Origin of the sequence: Maricurvus nonylphenolicus (genome assembly GCF_042854845.1) — a bacterium.
GTDB lineage: Bacteria > Pseudomonadota > Gammaproteobacteria > Pseudomonadales > Cellvibrionaceae > Maricurvus > Maricurvus nonylphenolicus.
Window position 1 is genome coordinate 3,390,387 of record NZ_AP031498.1, and the last position, 15,033, is coordinate 3,405,419.

Here is a 15,033-nt window from a genome sequence, read left to right on the forward strand (position 1 = left end):
CGTTCACATCATAATAAAAGCAATCAAAGCACCGCCCAGCAGTAATCGATACACCACAAACGGCCACATGCCTATACGATCAATTAACTTTAAAAACCAATGAATACACAACCAGGCACTAACACCCGCCAGAAATGAACCCAAGCCCAGAGCGTACCAATCTGCACTGCCCGCTTCGATCAATTCATAGGCCTTAAAAGCCCCGCTGAGAGTTATCACAGGTATCGACAATAGAAACGAAAAACGCGCAGCGGCTTGTCGATCATACCCTAGAGCCAAGGCTGTGGTCATAGTAATGCCTGAGCGCGATGTTCCCGGAATTAGCGCCAGCGCTTGCGACAAACCAATAATTAACGCGGAAGGTAGCCCCAGTTCGGATAACGGTTTAATGCGTTTACCGGCATAATCAGCCCAACCTAAAAGCAAACCAAAAATAATAGTAGTAGCAGCGATAACCGCCACACTGCGCAGGTGCTGCTCAATAAAATCGCCAGCCAGCAAACCGACGACCCCCACAGGAATGGTCGCCCAGATAATATTCCAGGCCAAACTCGCATCCTGACTTTTTTGCCCACGTAAACTGCCAAACCACGCCAGAATCAAACGGCCAATATCCTGGCGGAAATACACCAAAACCGCCATCAAGGTACCCACATGAACGGCGACATCAAAAGCCAAGCCCTGATCTCGCCAGTTAAGCAATTCCGCCGGCAAAATCAGATGCGCCGAGCTGGAAATCGGCAGAAATTCAGTAATCCCCTGGATCAACGCCAGAATAATAATTTGCAAAGTATCCATGGTACTTGTTCCCTATACGACCTTAGGCCACAGCTGACCAGAGATAGGATGATTCCTTATTATTGTGATTCGTTACGGGATAGCCAGGAGATCAGCTACGATTGACGAAAACGCTGGCGTTTTTTCCAGGCCACCGTATCACGCAAATAAACCGGTTGTGCATCCAGCGCACTGACAACTTCACCTGCAGCCAATAATGGCTGCGCTAAACGGACAATATCGGCCGCGTGCGGGCAAGCTTCAAGATCTTGAGAGGCAGTTTCTATCTCTGCCAATTCCGGGTAATGCCAACCAGGCCCGATCGCATGACGTTTTGCACCCGCCGGTAACGCAGAAATATTCTCAGCAACGGCCTCTGGTGCCATCACAAACTCATCGGTTATTGGCTTTAACTGAGCGGTCTCGTTCATGGGTAAAACTTCGTACTCACACCAATAAACCTCATTCATCCGAGCATCCAGCGCAACCAGAATACGGTCTTGAGTAGAAAATCCATGCTGCAACTGCGCACCTACTGCCATCGCTTGCAGGGTAGAAACGGGAATAACCGGTAAATCGGCACCAAATGCCAAGCCCTGAACCACCCCTAAGCAGATTCGAAGCCCGGTAAAAGACCCTGGACCACGACCAAAGGCTATCGCATCGATCTGCGACAAGGTTAATTGATGATCTGCCAAAATCTCATCAACCATGGGTAATAGTCGTTTAGTATGCTCACGAGGAACCTGGGAAAACCGTTCATCAACACTGTTATCCGTTAACAGGGCAACTGAACAGGCATCTGAGGAGGTATCCAATGCCAAAATTCGGCTCATAGGTAAAAACTCACGGGATATTTCATCGAGAAGACCGGTATTTTCTCAGATTTTGACGTTAAAGACACATTGTCGCAGTAATTTTAAGGGCCCATCTAACAAAAAACCCCATATGAGAGACTCATATGGGGTTTTTTGGAGTCGCAACGTACAGCGTTGCGACTGAATCCAGCAAGAATTACTTCTTCTTAGCTGGACGACCGCGCTTACCAGCAGCCTTTTTCTTGGCGGCAGGCTTTTTCTTAGCAACGGCTTTCTTAGGAGCAGCCTTTTTAGCCGCTTTCTTAGCAGGCTTCTTGGTTGCTTTCTTAGCAGCAGCTTTAGCTTTAGCGGCAGCTTTCTTCTCTGCAGCTTTAGCCTTGGCAGCAGCCTTCTTCTCAGCAGCTTTAGCTTTAGCAGCAGCTTTCTTCTCTGCAGCTTTAGCTTTAGCAGCGGCTTTCTTCTCAGCAGCAGCGATCTTAGCTTTAGCTTTCTTCTCTACAGCCTTGGCTTTAGCACCAGCTTTCTTGGCAGCAGCCTTAACTTTCTTAGCGTCAGCCGCAGCACGCTGCTTCTTCCACTTGGTTTCGAAAGCTTTAACTGCTTTAGCCAGATCACCTTCAGCTTTAGTAGCCAGAGACTCTTTCAGAGCGTCTACTTTAGCCTTGGCAGCAGCTTCAGCAGCTTTAAGAGAAGCGATAGTCTTAGCAGCAGACAGCTTATCTTTAGCTGCAGAAGCCTTCTCGCGAATCGCTTTAGCCTTGGCAGAAGCCTTAGTTGCAGCAGCAGAAGCAGCCTTGGCGGCACGCTTATCAGCAGCTTTCTTAGACTTGGCAGCCTTGTTTTTAGCAGCAACAGCTTTTTTACGAGCTGCGTCTACAGTTTTGCCTTGAGCTTGCAGATCCTTTTGCAGTTTAGCCAGAACCTCGGCGGCTTTGTCTACTGCTGGGGAAGTTGCTGCAGCCTTTGCAGGCGCTTTTTTAGCAGCGGCTTTTTTAGCCGGCGCTTTTTTAGCTTTCTTTGCTACTCTTGCCATTCTTCGTTCTCCTCGATTTTGAAAAATGCAGAACCACTAACACCTTAGAACCATAGCACAAATAATGAACATCACGTTCATTCCAAAGAATATTATTTAAAATTTTCAAGTTTTGCACGCTTTCAACGCGTTTTTTTTAAGAAAAAATGCATTTTTCTTATTTTTTTTCCGTTTTCAGAGGAAATTAATGCTGTCGAAGGCAATTTTTTCATTTTTCGAGCTCAAATTACTCCCCCTACTCCAATCAAAGACCGTAACTTTTTAAAAAGAACAACTTAAAAAGTCCACCGCCCGAATTATTAATTTCCCCTACATGATTATCCCCATAAATTCGCCCGTTTAATATCAGGTCAACGGCTAAAAAAGCCTTTTGAATCTAATCGCAGGTCAAGAAATTAGGAAAAAGAAGAAATTTATCTGTTTGGCAGGCGGGTAAATCTACACAAACCTTAAAAAAAGCCGCTTTGGCCATAAACAACCAGGATTAATTTCAGAGAAATCTGCCTTTTTATAGATTCACGCACTTATAAAAAGTCGTTAAACATAAAAGTTGTTATTACAGCTAAAGATTTTCCATTCAGTAGAGGATCTCTGCCCGTATTTTTACATTTTTCAGCCTTTCCAAGAATTCAGGGCAGGCTCTCTAGTAGATTTCCCCCAAATTTTGTCACTAAGGGTAAAACCAACCGATTAGAACCAAGAATTGCTTTCCAGTTTCTGTAGTTTTGAAAAACTAGCCTAAATTCGGCACCAGAAAACGCCAGAGAACCATATCAAGCACTAAGAGGATTACACCCTTACTAGATAGACACAAATCCTGGTAATCCCCAGGGGAAAACCTGTTCTTCCTTCTCTTTATATGACCAAATCGTAATATTTCTCGTAAGCGCCCATCCTCAAACATCCGGTATGGGATATTTCGCCAAGGATGCAGAAGAAAAATACAAAATGGTGGAGCTACTACATAGAGAGGAGCCAGTCGGTGAAGTTGCTCGGAGCAATCAGCCCATTGCTTAAGCAGCTTCACCGGCTGAGCCCGGATTTAGCCCGAACAGACAAAAAAAATGGGCTCCAAAAGGAGCCCATTCTTATTTCTACGAAAAAGTAAGCTTAGCCAAGCGCAGCAAATACCTTATCGCGGATATCTTCTACACTGCCAACACCTTCGACGCGAACATACTCCGGTGCCTGGCCACCTTTTTCCGCCAGCTGCTGATAGAAATCAACCAGAGGTTTGGTTTGGTCGTGGTAAACACCCAGACGCTTGCGAACAGTATCCTCTTTGTCGTCTTCACGCTGAATCAGCGCTTCACCGGTAACGTCATCCAGGCCTTCTTGCTTAGGCGCGTTATGGATAACGTGATAAACACGGCCAGAAGCTTCGTGAACACGACGACCACTCAAACGGGAAACGATTTCCTCATCATCAACGTTGATTTCGACTACCCAATCGATCTCTACGCCCGCTTCAACCAGCGCTTCGGCTTGAGGAATAGTGCGTGGGAAACCATCAAACAGGAAACCGTTGGCGCAATCAGACTCAGTAATACGCTCTTTTACCAGCGCAATAATAATGTCATCAGAAACCAGGCCACCGGATGCCATGATATCTTTAACCTTCAGGCCTAGCGGAGTTCCCGCTTTAACGGCCGCACGGAGCATATCGCCTGTGGAGATTTGTGGAATTCCATATTTTTCCATAATGAACTGGGCCTGAGTGCCTTTGCCGGCACCCGGAGCACCCAAAAGGATAGTACGCATAGGGGATATCTCTCCTGGTCTTGGTCTCTCGCTAACCGCCTTGAACTGGGCCTTCTGCACCAAAAGCCCGGGACGGATCTCTGCATAAAAAAGGGGCATACCTTACACGTCAGGGGGCCGAATCACAAGCTAATCACTAGGCTGGATGGCTGAAATAGCTTGTCTCTACGGCTCAAATACCCACCCCGCAAGGTGTAATACTCGCCTATATAGGGGGCCATAGCTAGAAGCTATAGAAATCCCGACGGTGTTTGGTAAATACCCAATAATTTCAGAAATACCCGCCTGACTCAATCCGACTTTCGTCTATTTAAATGACCGGAGCGTTACTGACATTGCCCTACGAGGTTCTTACCAGCCTTCCCAGCCACAACTTTGAACAAATGTATCAGGCCCGATGTTAACCTCCACGCATATTTGAGCCTTTAGATTTCCCCTGCCCTGGCTATGGTCTATAACTATAAATAAGCCCTTTGTATTGAGGCGAAACCCAGGTGCCGCGCATAAAAAAACCATTAGGAGACATAAACCGTCAGGTGCAATGAAACGCGCGAGCTAAACGGCAATCAACCCTAACCCGCTTTACTCAACTTTTACTGCATTTTTACGAGGTAATATCTATGAAGGTCAATGATCTTGTGCAGTTATGGGAAAACACTGCCAGTGGCCAGCTCACTCAATCTACGTACACAATACAGCTCCCAATAGAGGATGCCGCCAAACTGGCTGCGCTTGCCGAGATGTATCCCAAACGCAGTCTTGAAAACCTCATGACCGATTTACTGAATGCCGCCCTCAACGAGATCGAAGGGAGCCTTCCCTACGTAAAAGGCAGCAAAGTCATCGCGGAAGATGAACTGGGTGACCCAATGTTTGAAGATATTGGTCCTACTCCTCGCTTCCTCACCTTAACCCGCAAACATTTAGCCAGAATCCGTGAACAGCAGTCACAGGACACTGGCACAACCGTTCCGTCTCACTAATTCCCAGACCTATGCGGCCGCTTTGCGGCTGCATAACCTACTTTCATAAGCCCTTTGGGGTTATATCCTTTTTGTCAAAAGAATCCCTTACATCTCAACTAACCTTATAGGGAACAGCTTACTTTCTTCTTTTCTACGGAGGGTGATTACCATGGGTCTATTTTCCCGTAGCCATTCAAAAGACGAAGTCATCACAGACCCTTTTGAACCAGTCCCACTGCCGGACGCCAGTGATTTAGATGAATCCTTCCTCGCCGATGACGATTTTGATCCCGCAGAAATAGCGGCACCCGAGGCACCGGTAAAAAAACTTAGCTACGGCATTGAAGATGCCATTTCACTGATGCGAACACTGCCTGCAGACAACAAAGAACTGGTTGTCACTGTCGTAAAGAAAACCCTGGAATCCACCCAAATCGCTCTGGAAGAGATTATTGATGACGCCAAGAGCAAAGAGCAGCGCCTTCGGGATAGAACACAGCAACTGCAAACTGAAATCAAAAACCTGCAGCAAGACATCGAAACGCGTACCAAGGAAATTACCAGTCTGAAAGCTGATCTAAAAGAAACACTGAGCGTAAAAGAAAAACTGGAACTGGCTCAGAAACTGGAAGGCAGAAATGCCACTGCTAAAACTGAAGCCCAGCAAAAAACTCCCGTACCGGACAAATCAGCTGAAGAGACAAAAGCTCAACCTGCTACAACCAAACCTGCAGCACAGGCTTCTGCAAAATCCGAATCCCCTGCAAAGCCTAATACGTCCGCAAAGCCTGATGAACAAGGATCGCTACATTAAAGAGTAACAGGCGGCAGGAGTTTACAAGCCTTCCGTCTTGGCTTTATCCCACAAACTATCCATCAACGCCAGAGAGGCCTCTTCGGGGGTCTGGCCCTGTACGCTGAGTTGCTGTTCAATATACTGAAAACGTCGCTCAAACTTGCTATTGGTCCCTCGCAGAGCCCCCTCAGGCTCCACTTTCAGGTGACGGCAGCCGTTTACCAGCGCAAACAACAAGTCCCCCATTTCGTCGGTGATAGCGGCTTTATCGTCCGTCTTAATGGCTTGCCTTAACTCACCGATCTCTTCTTCGACCTTATCCAGCACTCCACCGATATCCGGCCAATCAAAGCCTACATTAGCGGCACGTTTTTGCAGTTTGGCTGCACGGGTTAATGCAGGCAGATTAACAGGCACATCATCCAGTACACCCTGCTGACCTTTAGCAGCTCGCTCTTCGGCTTTTAAGGCTTCCCAACGAGCCTTGATCTCAGTATCAGAATCACGCCCCAAAGCACCGACACGGCTCTCCAGCGTATTTTCAGGAAACACATGGGGATGGCGTCGAACCAGTTTGGTAACCAGCTCAGAGACAATATCGTTGAAGTTAAAACGCTGCTCTTCTTCGGCTAATTGGCTGTAGAAAATTACCTGGAATAACAAATCACCTAATTCTTCTCGCAGGTGATCATAGTTTTCCCGCTCAATGGCATCGACCACTTCGTAAGCTTCTTCAATGGTAGAAGGGGCAATGGTGCGATAGCTTTGCTCGATGTCCCAGGGACAACCATCGACAGGATCCCTTAGCCGGGCCATTAAGGTCAGCAAATCACTGACATCGTAACGCCTAGAAGTCACAGCATTCCCCCAGAAGAATACCTATAAATTAATGTTTACGGCGAGCAGATGCCACGTTCGGCAACTGATTTAAACGCGCCAATACACGACTCAATTCCGAGAAGTTGCGAATCTCGACGGTGATACCCATATCCACGGTATTTTTCCGTTTGTCAGACAAGGTTTGCATCGCGCTAATATTGATACGCTCATTATCCAGCAAGGCGGTAATGTCTCGCAGCAGGCCGTGACGGTCAAACGCTTCGATAATCAAGTCCACCGAGTAGAAACTCTCCGGCGCCGCGGCCCACTCGACCTTGATAATTCGCTCGGGTTCATCGGAAGCCAATTGCAGGATATTGCTACAATCCTGACGGTGGATAGACACTCCCTTACCCAGGGTAATGTAGCCGCTAATGGCATCACCTGGTACAGGCCGACAACAGCCTGCGATATGGGTTAACAAATTACCCACACCATCAATATACACATCGGTACTACTTTTCTGGTCTGAAGCTTTACCGGTGAGACTCACTACCGGTTCAACTTCCGGCTGGTCGGCCAACAGCTGCTTCTGCGCTGCATTGAGTACCTGACCAACACCTAAATCGCTGGCACCAACTGCCGCATAGAGATCATCCAGACCTTTTAAGTTGAGCTTTTCTGCCAATGCATCAAAGTCGAGTCCTTCGACCCCCAGGCGACGGAATTCCTTATCGAGAATGGCTCGACCATCGGCAATATTCTGATCTCGCGCCTGTAATTTAAACCAGTGCTGAACCTTGGCCCTGGCACGGCCTGTAGTGAGATAACCCAGCGCTGGCGACAACCAATCCCGGCTGGGTGAATCCAGCTTACCGGTCATAATTTCAACCTGATCGGAGGTTTTCAGGCTGTAGTTTAGCGGCACGATACGGCCATTCACTTTGGCACCGCGACAGCGGTTACCCACATCGGTATGAATGCGGTAGGCAAAATCAAGGGGCGTTGCACTTGGTGGCAAATCAATCACATGGCCATCGGGTGTAAAAACGTAAATACGGTCCTGCTCGACACCGGAAGACAAGTCATCTTCAAGTGGATCGCCACCCAGCTCTTCATGCCATTCCAATACTTGCCGCAGCCAGGCAATTTTTTGCTCGTAGCTGTCTTCACTACCTTCCTGGTCAGTGCCTTTGTACAACCAATGAGCACAAACACCAAATTCGGCCTCTTCATGCATGGCCTTGGTACGAATCTGGATTTCCAGCACCTTACGATCAGGTCCAATAACCGCCGTATGTAATGAGCGGTAACCATTTTCTTTTGGCGAGGCGATGTAATCATCAAACTCATTTGGGATATTGCGCCACAGATTGTGCACCACCCCCAATACGGCATAACAGTCACGTACCGTCGGCACCAAAATACGGACCGCGCGAATATCGTAAACCTGTGAAAAACCAATATCCTTGCGACGCATTTTCCGCCAGATACTGTAGATATGTTTGGCACGACCAAAAATTTCTGCATCGATATTTATCGCGTTTAATTCTTTGTTAAGAATCTTCAGCACATTATCGATATAACCTTGGCGATCAACACGACGCTCGTCCAACAAACGCGCAATGTGCATATAATCGTCAGGTTCAAGGTAGCGGAAGGATAGGTCTTCCAGCTCCCACTTAATATGACCGATCCCTAATCGGTGGGCTAAGGGCGCATAAATATCAGCCACTTCGCGGGCTACCCGACGGCGCTTTTCTTCATCGGTATTTTTTACCGCCCGTATCGCGCAGGTACGCTCCGCCAGTTTGATCAAGGCAACACGTACATCGTCAACCATTGCCACCAGCATTTTGCGAATCTTTTCGCCCTGCTCTTCCGACTGGCGACCAAATACACTGCCCTCTGAACTTGTGCGCAAGTTGGAAATCGCAGCCATGCGCAGAACACCTTTGATCAGTTTGGCTACGACTGCACCAAACTCATCCTCGACGTGCTTTAAGGTAATTTTATTCTCGCGCACGGCGCGATAGAGGATCGCCGCTTGCAGGGTTTCACAATCCAACTGCAAGTCAGCGAGGATCTCGGCCATTTCCAGACCTGTGCGAAAACTGCTGCTACCATCGGGCCAGATATTTTCTGCGGCAATCGCATCCTGCTCGGCCCGGAAGCTGCGCTCACAGGCGCGCTTAATGGGTGCTCTGGCGCTGACTTCCAGGGTATCCAGCTCATAGAGACGGCTAATCCATGCATCGATATCAACAACACCATCATCGGTGATGGGATGATCTTCTCTAACTTTAACCATAATGCTTACTTTGGTTTCCTATACCGCAAATGTGTACTTCATCCATCTAAATCACAAACGCTATGACATAATTACGCATAACCTTAACCACGTACAAATTAACTACGTGTAAACAGCGCCATGGATTCAATATGTGCTGTATGAGGGAACATATCCATTACCCCCAAGCGCGCCAAGCGAAACCCCTGATCTGCCAGCGCTTTGGCATCACGAGCCAAACTGGCCGGATTACAGGAGACATATACAATCTTATCTGCCTGCAAGCGCCCCAATAAAGCCGCCACCTGCTGGGCTCCAGCTCTAGGTGGATCTAATAAGACCGCATCAATTGCCCGATGGTTCCATGCTTTTTCACAATCATCTTGCTCAAGATCCGCAGCCACAAATTCACAATTGGTCAGCAGATTAGCCTCAGAATTCTCTCGGCCCCGCTGAACCATAGATTCTATGGCCTCTACACCAATCACATGGGCCGCCCGACGTGCCAATGGTAGAGTAAAGTTGCCAATCCCACAAAACAGATCCAGGACGGTTTCCGAGCCCTGCAACTGTAGCCAGTCAATCGCTTGAGAGACCATTTGCCGGTTTATATCGGTATTAACCTGGGTGAAATCAGCCGGGTGAAAGCCCAAACGCACATCAAACGCCGGCAAGTCATAGAACAAGCGTGGATCCACTGCCTCTCCGGTTGAATCCTGTAAACCACCGTGCCTCTCACCTTGCAGCCACAGACTAACACCGGACTCACTGGCCACACCCTGCAGCCAGGTACGTACTTTCTCTGGCAGCGCCTTGGTATGGCGAACCACTGCAGCTGCCGCGCCCTCTACATACACCAATTCAATATGGCTAATTCCGCCGACTTTGGCGTATTGAGGCAAAGCCTGTATAGCGTCGATAAAAGGCCGTAGCTCGGCAGCCAGGACACGGCAATGATCAATGGCGACAAACGCTTTGCTGTCGCGCTGGCGAAAGGCCAGTCTGCCCTGACGATCGACACCCAGCCGGGCGCGACTTCGATAATGCCACGGCGCAGAGACTAAAGCTGGCGCAAGCGCCTCAGGCTCTAACCCTGCCTGGCGCTGCATTTGTTCAAGTACACTGCGTTGCTTAAACGCTAGCTGAGCCTCATCATTCTGGTGCTGCAGATTACAGCCACCACAGCGCCCATAGTATTCACAGGGGGCTGAAACTCGCTCAGGTGAGGCGCTAACAATATTGCCAGCCTGACATTCAGCATAACGTCGCTGCGCCTTGAAATGTTGTACCGATACGGTCTCAGCGGGGAGCGCCCCGGTCACAAATACTGTCTGCCCCCGATAATGCGCTATGCCACGACCATCATAGGACTGACGATCAATATGAAGCTGTCGGGGAGCCTCAACCTGTTTTTTGGTGGGCTTAAAAATTTTCGCCATCGTGGCTGAGTACTTTTAACTTACGATTAACTTATTGATTGTAGAGACCGGAAGACAGGTAACGATCACCTCGGTCACAGATCACAGCCACAATCACAGCGTTCTCCACTTGTTGGCTTAAACGCAAGGCACCGGCGACGGCACCGCCACTGGAGACACCACAGAAGATCCCCTCCTGCTGCGCCAGGGCACGCATAGTCTCTTCGGCTTCTTGCTGTCCCATATTGATGACCTGATCAACTCGGGCCGCATCAAAAATACTCGGCAAATATTCCTTCGGCCAACGACGAATGCCAGGAATACTGGCCCCTTCTTCGGGTTGCAAACCGACAATCTGAATATCCGGATTGCGTTCTTTTAAATAACTGGAGGTCCCCATAATGGTGCCGGTGGTGCCCATAGAACTGACAAAGTGAGTAATGCTACCCGCCGTTTGCTGCCACAATTCAGGGCCCGTGGTTTCATAATGGGCACGAGGGTTGTCGAAGTTACCAAACTGATCCAGCACCTTACCCTGGCCTTCAGCTTCCATTTGCTTGGCCAAATCGCGTGCGCCCTCCATGGATTGCTCCTGGCTCACCAGAATAAGTTCTGCCCCATAGGCAGCCATGGCGTCTTTGCGCTCTTGAGTCATGTTATCCGGCATGATCAGAACCATACGGTAGCCCTTGATGGCCGCCGCCATAGCCAACGCAATTCCAGTGTTACCACTGGTAGCCTCAATTAAGGTGTCACCCGGGCGAATATCACCACGCTGCTCAGCGCGGTTGATCATGGACAGTGCTGGACGATCCTTAACCGATCCTGCAGGGTTATTGCCCTCAAGTTTTACCAGTACGGTATTGGTGGTATTGCCTGGCAGGCGCTGCAAGCGCACCAGAGGAGTATTACCTATACATGATTCAATGGTAGGGAAATCCATAACTGTTCTTCGATCACTAATTCTGTGGTTTATCGATTGCCAGGCCCGTGTACCAAGCACCGCTTCAGGCCGCCCATTTTAGCGCCTTGGGGGGGATTATGGTATGGTGGTTTGGCTTAAGCATATAACCAAAAATAAGCCAGGCCCCAATCAAATGAGCATCCTTCCGAAGTCGTTGAACGTTAAAGTTCAACAACTCAGTATTATTCCTACGGTCCTTTTTATAGCCCTGCTCGGCGCAGGCTTGGTTAGCCTATATATTGATCAGCTCAATAAACTGGAATTAAGTAAAGGCCGTGTCGCCCTGCATTGGCTTGCGGAAACCGGCCACAGTGACCTTCTGTCTGGCAATCGCGAAAACCTGGCACCGCTTACGGCGAAAAGCACCAAGGCCCTGATAGGTGCCCCTCATATCTCAGCGGCATCGATATTTAATGCTCAACAGGAAGTCGTTAATCACGCAGGCCCCTTACAGGTACTTCCCACCTCGCTGCTTAGCTCCGAGCCCCAGGTACAGCTGCAACAGGATATGATGTTCCTCAGCTCTCCCATACGGGCCAATAACAATGGTGAGCTGCTTGGCTGGGCAGTGGTGACAATGAACCATGAGGTCACCCTTGTGCCCAAGTACCAAGGCATCATCGCCACCCTCATCGGCGTTATTCTAACTCTTCTGCTGTTAACCTTTTTAGCCTGGCGTCTAACACGAGAAATTCACGCGCCACTTACCCATATTCAGTCGACACTGGAAGCCTTTAACAGCGGCAAGCTGGATAACCGCACCCCTATCGAAGGCTGTCTGGAATTACAGCGTCTGGGCAAGGAAACCAATCAACTGGGCAATTATCTGCAGTACACGCAACAGGATGTGCAACAACAAATTAGCCAGGCAACGGAAGATTTGCAGGAAACCCTGGAAGCGATTGAAGTCAAAAATATTGAACTGGATATTGCCCGTAAAAACGCACTTAAAGCCAGCCAAATTAAATCGGAATTCCTGGCCAATACCAGCCATGAAGTTCGCACCCCCATTAACGGTATTATTGGTTTTACCAGCCTGCTGCTGAAAACCCAGTTAACCACACAGCAACGGGAATACCTGCGAACCATCGCCCATTCGTCCCAAGGATTGCTGACTATCATTAACGATATACTGGATTTTTCGCGCATTGAATCAGGCAAACTGACACTGGATTATGCGCCTCTGGATTTACGCCAGGTCATTGAAGAAACACTGCAAATTGTTGCCCCCAGTGCCCATGAAAAAAGCCAGCAACTTATCTCCTTAATCGACCACGATATGCCTTTGCAGCTGATGGGGGATGCCCTGCGTCTAAAACAGGTCCTGAGTAATCTGGTTAGTAATGCCACCAAGTTTTCCGGTCGCGGCAATATTATTATTCGCGCCCAGCAGGAAGAAGCTGTCGATAACAAGGTACTGATTAAAATCAGTGTATCCGATTCTGGTATTGGCCTTACCCAAGAGCAGCAGGCTCAACTGTTCCAGGCCTTCTCGCAAATCGACAGCGCCAATAACCGCGAACAAGGCGGTACGGGATTGGGACTCGCCATTTCCAAGGGCCTGGTTGACCGTATGGGTGGCAATATTGGTGTAGAAAGTGAAAGCGGTGAAGGTTCAACCTTCTGGTTTACCGCACGCCTGGGCATCACCGAAGGCTTTAGTGAAGATCCCTACAAGGCCCTGCGTGGCAAGTTTATTGGGGTACTGGAAAGCAATCCCATTAGCCACCTGCAAATTAGCCACTACCTGGAAGGCTGGCAGGCAGAGGTGCTGGATATCGAACAGGAAACCGATATTCCCCAACACCTGGAAAATACCAAAACCGCCGACACGCCATTGGATGCCATTATTCTGGGTACCTCTACCGATGACGATGCCAATCGCGCCGAGTATTTACGCCATTTAATCCAGTTGTCGCAGAATCACTGGGGCTGCCCGGTTATTGTCGTTACCCTGCCGGAAACCCTCTACGATCAACACCAGGGGCTTTCTGATACAGCTGCAGAAGTTATTTCCAAACCGCTAAGTCACGATCGCCTCTACGAAGCCCTGTGTGAACATATTGGCCTGCAAGCTGAGTTGCCCACTTCAGAATCCAGCCCTGTCGCTTTGGCAACACAGCCCGCAGAGCGCCCCCATATTCTTGCCGTGGATGACAACCCTGCCAATCTGCAGCTGGTCAGCGAGTTTTTGCAAGGCTTGGGGATGCGAGTCAGCCAAGCCAATAACGGTAAAGAAGCGCTGGATAAATGTCGTCGCCAACGCTTTGACCTGATTTTTATGGATGTACAAATGCCAGGTCTGGATGGTTTGGAAACCACCAGGCAGTTACGCCAGGTGGAGAGTGACGACTACCGCACCCCCGTCATTGCCCTAACAGCCCACGCGATGAACGAACAAAAGTCGCAATTGTTGCTGGCCGGTATGGATGACTACACCACCAAACCCGTCAGCGAATCACAGCTGGCCCATATTCTGAATCGCTGGCTGCAATCGGAAGGCGAGCTAATCAAGCCATCACCATCGCTGGCTGAACCCGATCTGGAAGCGATTCCAGCACCACCGGAAGCGCCTTCGGTGTTTGAGATTATGGATTTGTCTGAAGCCCTGCGTTTAACCAATCAAAAAACCAAGCTGGCCAAGGATATGCTAAGCATGCTGTTGAAAGGGTTGGCTAGTGACAAAGCGCAAATTGAAACGCTATATCAAGAGCAAAACTGGGCTGAGCTGGAAAGCCTGGTACACCGCCTTCATGGTGGCTGCTGTTATTGTGGCGTTCCTCAGTTACGTGCTGCCAGCGCTACGGTTGATGGCCTGCTGCAAAAACAATTTAACGACGAGCTGGAAGCGCCTATTGAGAAGCTGTTGGAGGCAATTACTCGTCTTCAGGAGTGGGCTGATGAGCATGATTTGGAGAGCTTGTTTGGGGAAGAGACTGCTTAAAGGCGGAATCCTTAGTCTGGGCGCACTAAACTAAATTGTGGCGATTCGAAGTTTTGTTTACGATTCAAGAATGACAAATGCAGTGGCGTAATCCACTTCGTCGGCGATACTGATATGCGTATGCTTGCCACCTAATTTTTGTAAACGCTCAGCAGCACCATCGGTTAACTGCAATAACGGCGCACCATCTTCATTGTGGTTAATCTGAATATGCTGGAATGACACCCCTCGGCCAATACCGGTACCCAGCGCTTTACCCACCGCTTCTTTCGCGGCAAAGCGTTTAGTTAAAAATACCCCAGGTTGATTACTGGCGGAGAAGTCCTGCATTTCCACCCGCGTCAGAATACGTTTGGCAAACTTGTCACCCAAGCGTTCCAGGCTTGCCTCTATACGAGACCTTTGGGCAATATCAGTTCCAATTCCAACAATCATAAATTCACTATTT

General features: G+C 49.0%; 12 protein-coding genes. 3 read left to right on the top strand and 9 right to left on the bottom strand.

Annotation, left to right across the window (positions count from 1 at the left end; genetic code table 11):
* Positions 1-3: 3 nt before the first annotated feature.
* The 4 genes from ACGHZ6_RS14860 to adk all read right to left on the bottom strand — a co-directional run bounded on the left by ACGHZ6_RS14860 (position 4) and on the right by adk (position 4,389).
* On the bottom strand, positions 4-798 hold the full coding sequence (locus ACGHZ6_RS14860) for an undecaprenyl-diphosphate phosphatase (RefSeq protein WP_390614764.1): 795 nt from the start codon (positions 796-798) through the stop codon (positions 4-6).
* Between the two features lie 95 nt (positions 799-893).
* Positions 894-1,613 (bottom strand): tRNA (adenosine(37)-N6)-threonylcarbamoyltransferase complex dimerization subunit type 1 TsaB, encoded by a 720-nt coding sequence (tsaB, locus tag ACGHZ6_RS14865; protein ID WP_390614765.1) that lies wholly within the window; start codon positions 1,611-1,613, stop codon positions 894-896.
* Positions 1,614-1,791: 178 nt separating this feature from the next.
* Positions 1,792-2,628: a hypothetical protein gene (locus ACGHZ6_RS14870; protein WP_390614766.1), complete on the bottom strand. Its 837-nt coding sequence runs from the start codon at positions 2,626-2,628 to the stop codon at positions 1,792-1,794.
* A gap of 1,110 nt (positions 2,629-3,738) precedes the next feature.
* The gene (gene adk, locus ACGHZ6_RS14875) at positions 3,739-4,389 is read right to left on the bottom strand and encodes an adenylate kinase (protein WP_390614767.1); all 651 of its coding nucleotides are present in this window, start codon (positions 4,387-4,389) and stop codon (positions 3,739-3,741) included.
* Positions 4,390-5,009: 620 nt separating this feature from the next.
* On the opposite strand from adk, the gene ACGHZ6_RS14880 reads away from it, so the two are divergent.
* On the top strand, positions 5,010-5,372 hold the full coding sequence (locus ACGHZ6_RS14880; RefSeq protein WP_390614768.1) for a type 1 pili tip component: 363 nt from the start codon (positions 5,010-5,012) through the stop codon (positions 5,370-5,372).
* Positions 5,373-5,523: 151 nt separating this feature from the next.
* The gene (locus ACGHZ6_RS14885; protein ID WP_390614769.1) at positions 5,524-6,168 is read left to right on the top strand and encodes a coiled-coil domain-containing protein; all 645 of its coding nucleotides are present in this window, start codon (positions 5,524-5,526) and stop codon (positions 6,166-6,168) included.
* A gap of 21 nt (positions 6,169-6,189) precedes the next feature.
* Here ACGHZ6_RS14885 and mazG read toward each other — a convergent pair whose 3' ends face one another.
* The 4 genes from mazG to cysM all read right to left on the bottom strand — a co-directional run bounded on the left by mazG (position 6,190) and on the right by cysM (position 11,620).
* The gene (mazG, locus tag ACGHZ6_RS14890; protein WP_390614770.1) at positions 6,190-7,008 is read right to left on the bottom strand and encodes a nucleoside triphosphate pyrophosphohydrolase; all 819 of its coding nucleotides are present in this window, start codon (positions 7,006-7,008) and stop codon (positions 6,190-6,192) included.
* A 28-nt stretch (positions 7,009-7,036) separates the two neighbouring features.
* Positions 7,037-9,280, bottom strand: a complete 2,244-nt coding sequence (gene relA / locus ACGHZ6_RS14895) for a GTP diphosphokinase (RefSeq protein WP_390614771.1) — start codon at positions 9,278-9,280, stop codon at positions 7,037-7,039.
* Positions 9,281-9,378: 98 nt separating this feature from the next.
* Positions 9,379-10,698: a 23S rRNA (uracil(1939)-C(5))-methyltransferase RlmD gene (rlmD, locus tag ACGHZ6_RS14900; protein WP_390614772.1), complete on the bottom strand. Its 1,320-nt coding sequence runs from the start codon at positions 10,696-10,698 to the stop codon at positions 9,379-9,381.
* A gap of 31 nt (positions 10,699-10,729) precedes the next feature.
* Positions 10,730-11,620 (bottom strand): cysteine synthase CysM, encoded by an 891-nt coding sequence (gene cysM, locus ACGHZ6_RS14905; RefSeq protein ID WP_390614773.1) that lies wholly within the window; start codon positions 11,618-11,620, stop codon positions 10,730-10,732.
* Positions 11,621-11,774: 154 nt separating this feature from the next.
* Between cysM and ACGHZ6_RS14910 the strand changes: the two genes are divergently transcribed.
* Positions 11,775-14,585 (top strand): response regulator, encoded by a 2,811-nt coding sequence (locus ACGHZ6_RS14910; protein WP_390614774.1) that lies wholly within the window; start codon positions 11,775-11,777, stop codon positions 14,583-14,585.
* Positions 14,586-14,642: 57 nt separating this feature from the next.
* On the opposite strand, the gene acpS is transcribed toward ACGHZ6_RS14910, so the two are convergent.
* Entirely contained in the window at positions 14,643-15,020 is a 378-nt protein-coding gene (gene acpS / locus ACGHZ6_RS14915; protein ID WP_390614775.1) for a holo-ACP synthase, read from the bottom strand.
* Positions 15,021-15,033: the final 13 nt, after the last annotated feature.

Excerpts from the sequence above, each read along its gene's own strand:
- tsaB (WP_390614765.1), bottom strand. The coding sequence starts at position 1,613 with ATGAGCCGAATTTTGGCATTGGATACCTCCTCAGATGCCTGTTCAGTT.
- relA (WP_390614771.1), bottom strand. The coding sequence starts at position 9,280 with ATGGTTAAAGTTAGAGAAGATCATCCCATCACCGATGATGGTGTTGTT.
- acpS (WP_390614775.1), bottom strand. The coding sequence starts at position 15,020 with ATGATTGTTGGAATTGGAACTGATATTGCCCAAAGGTCTCGTATAGAG.
- ACGHZ6_RS14870 (WP_390614766.1), bottom strand. The coding sequence starts at position 2,628 with ATGGCAAGAGTAGCAAAGAAAGCTAAAAAAGCGCCGGCTAAAAAAGCC.
- ACGHZ6_RS14860 (WP_390614764.1), bottom strand. The coding sequence starts at position 798 with ATGGATACTTTGCAAATTATTATTCTGGCGTTGATCCAGGGGATTACT.
- ACGHZ6_RS14880 (WP_390614768.1), top strand. The coding sequence starts at position 5,010 with ATGAAGGTCAATGATCTTGTGCAGTTATGGGAAAACACTGCCAGTGGC.
- ACGHZ6_RS14885 (WP_390614769.1), top strand. The coding sequence starts at position 5,524 with ATGGGTCTATTTTCCCGTAGCCATTCAAAAGACGAAGTCATCACAGAC.
- ACGHZ6_RS14910 (WP_390614774.1), top strand. The coding sequence starts at position 11,775 with ATGAGCATCCTTCCGAAGTCGTTGAACGTTAAAGTTCAACAACTCAGT.
- rlmD (WP_390614772.1), bottom strand. The coding sequence starts at position 10,698 with ATGGCGAAAATTTTTAAGCCCACCAAAAAACAGGTTGAGGCTCCCCGA.
- cysM (WP_390614773.1), bottom strand. The coding sequence starts at position 11,620 with ATGGATTTCCCTACCATTGAATCATGTATAGGTAATACTCCTCTGGTG.
- adk (WP_390614767.1), bottom strand. The coding sequence starts at position 4,389 with ATGCGTACTATCCTTTTGGGTGCTCCGGGTGCCGGCAAAGGCACTCAG.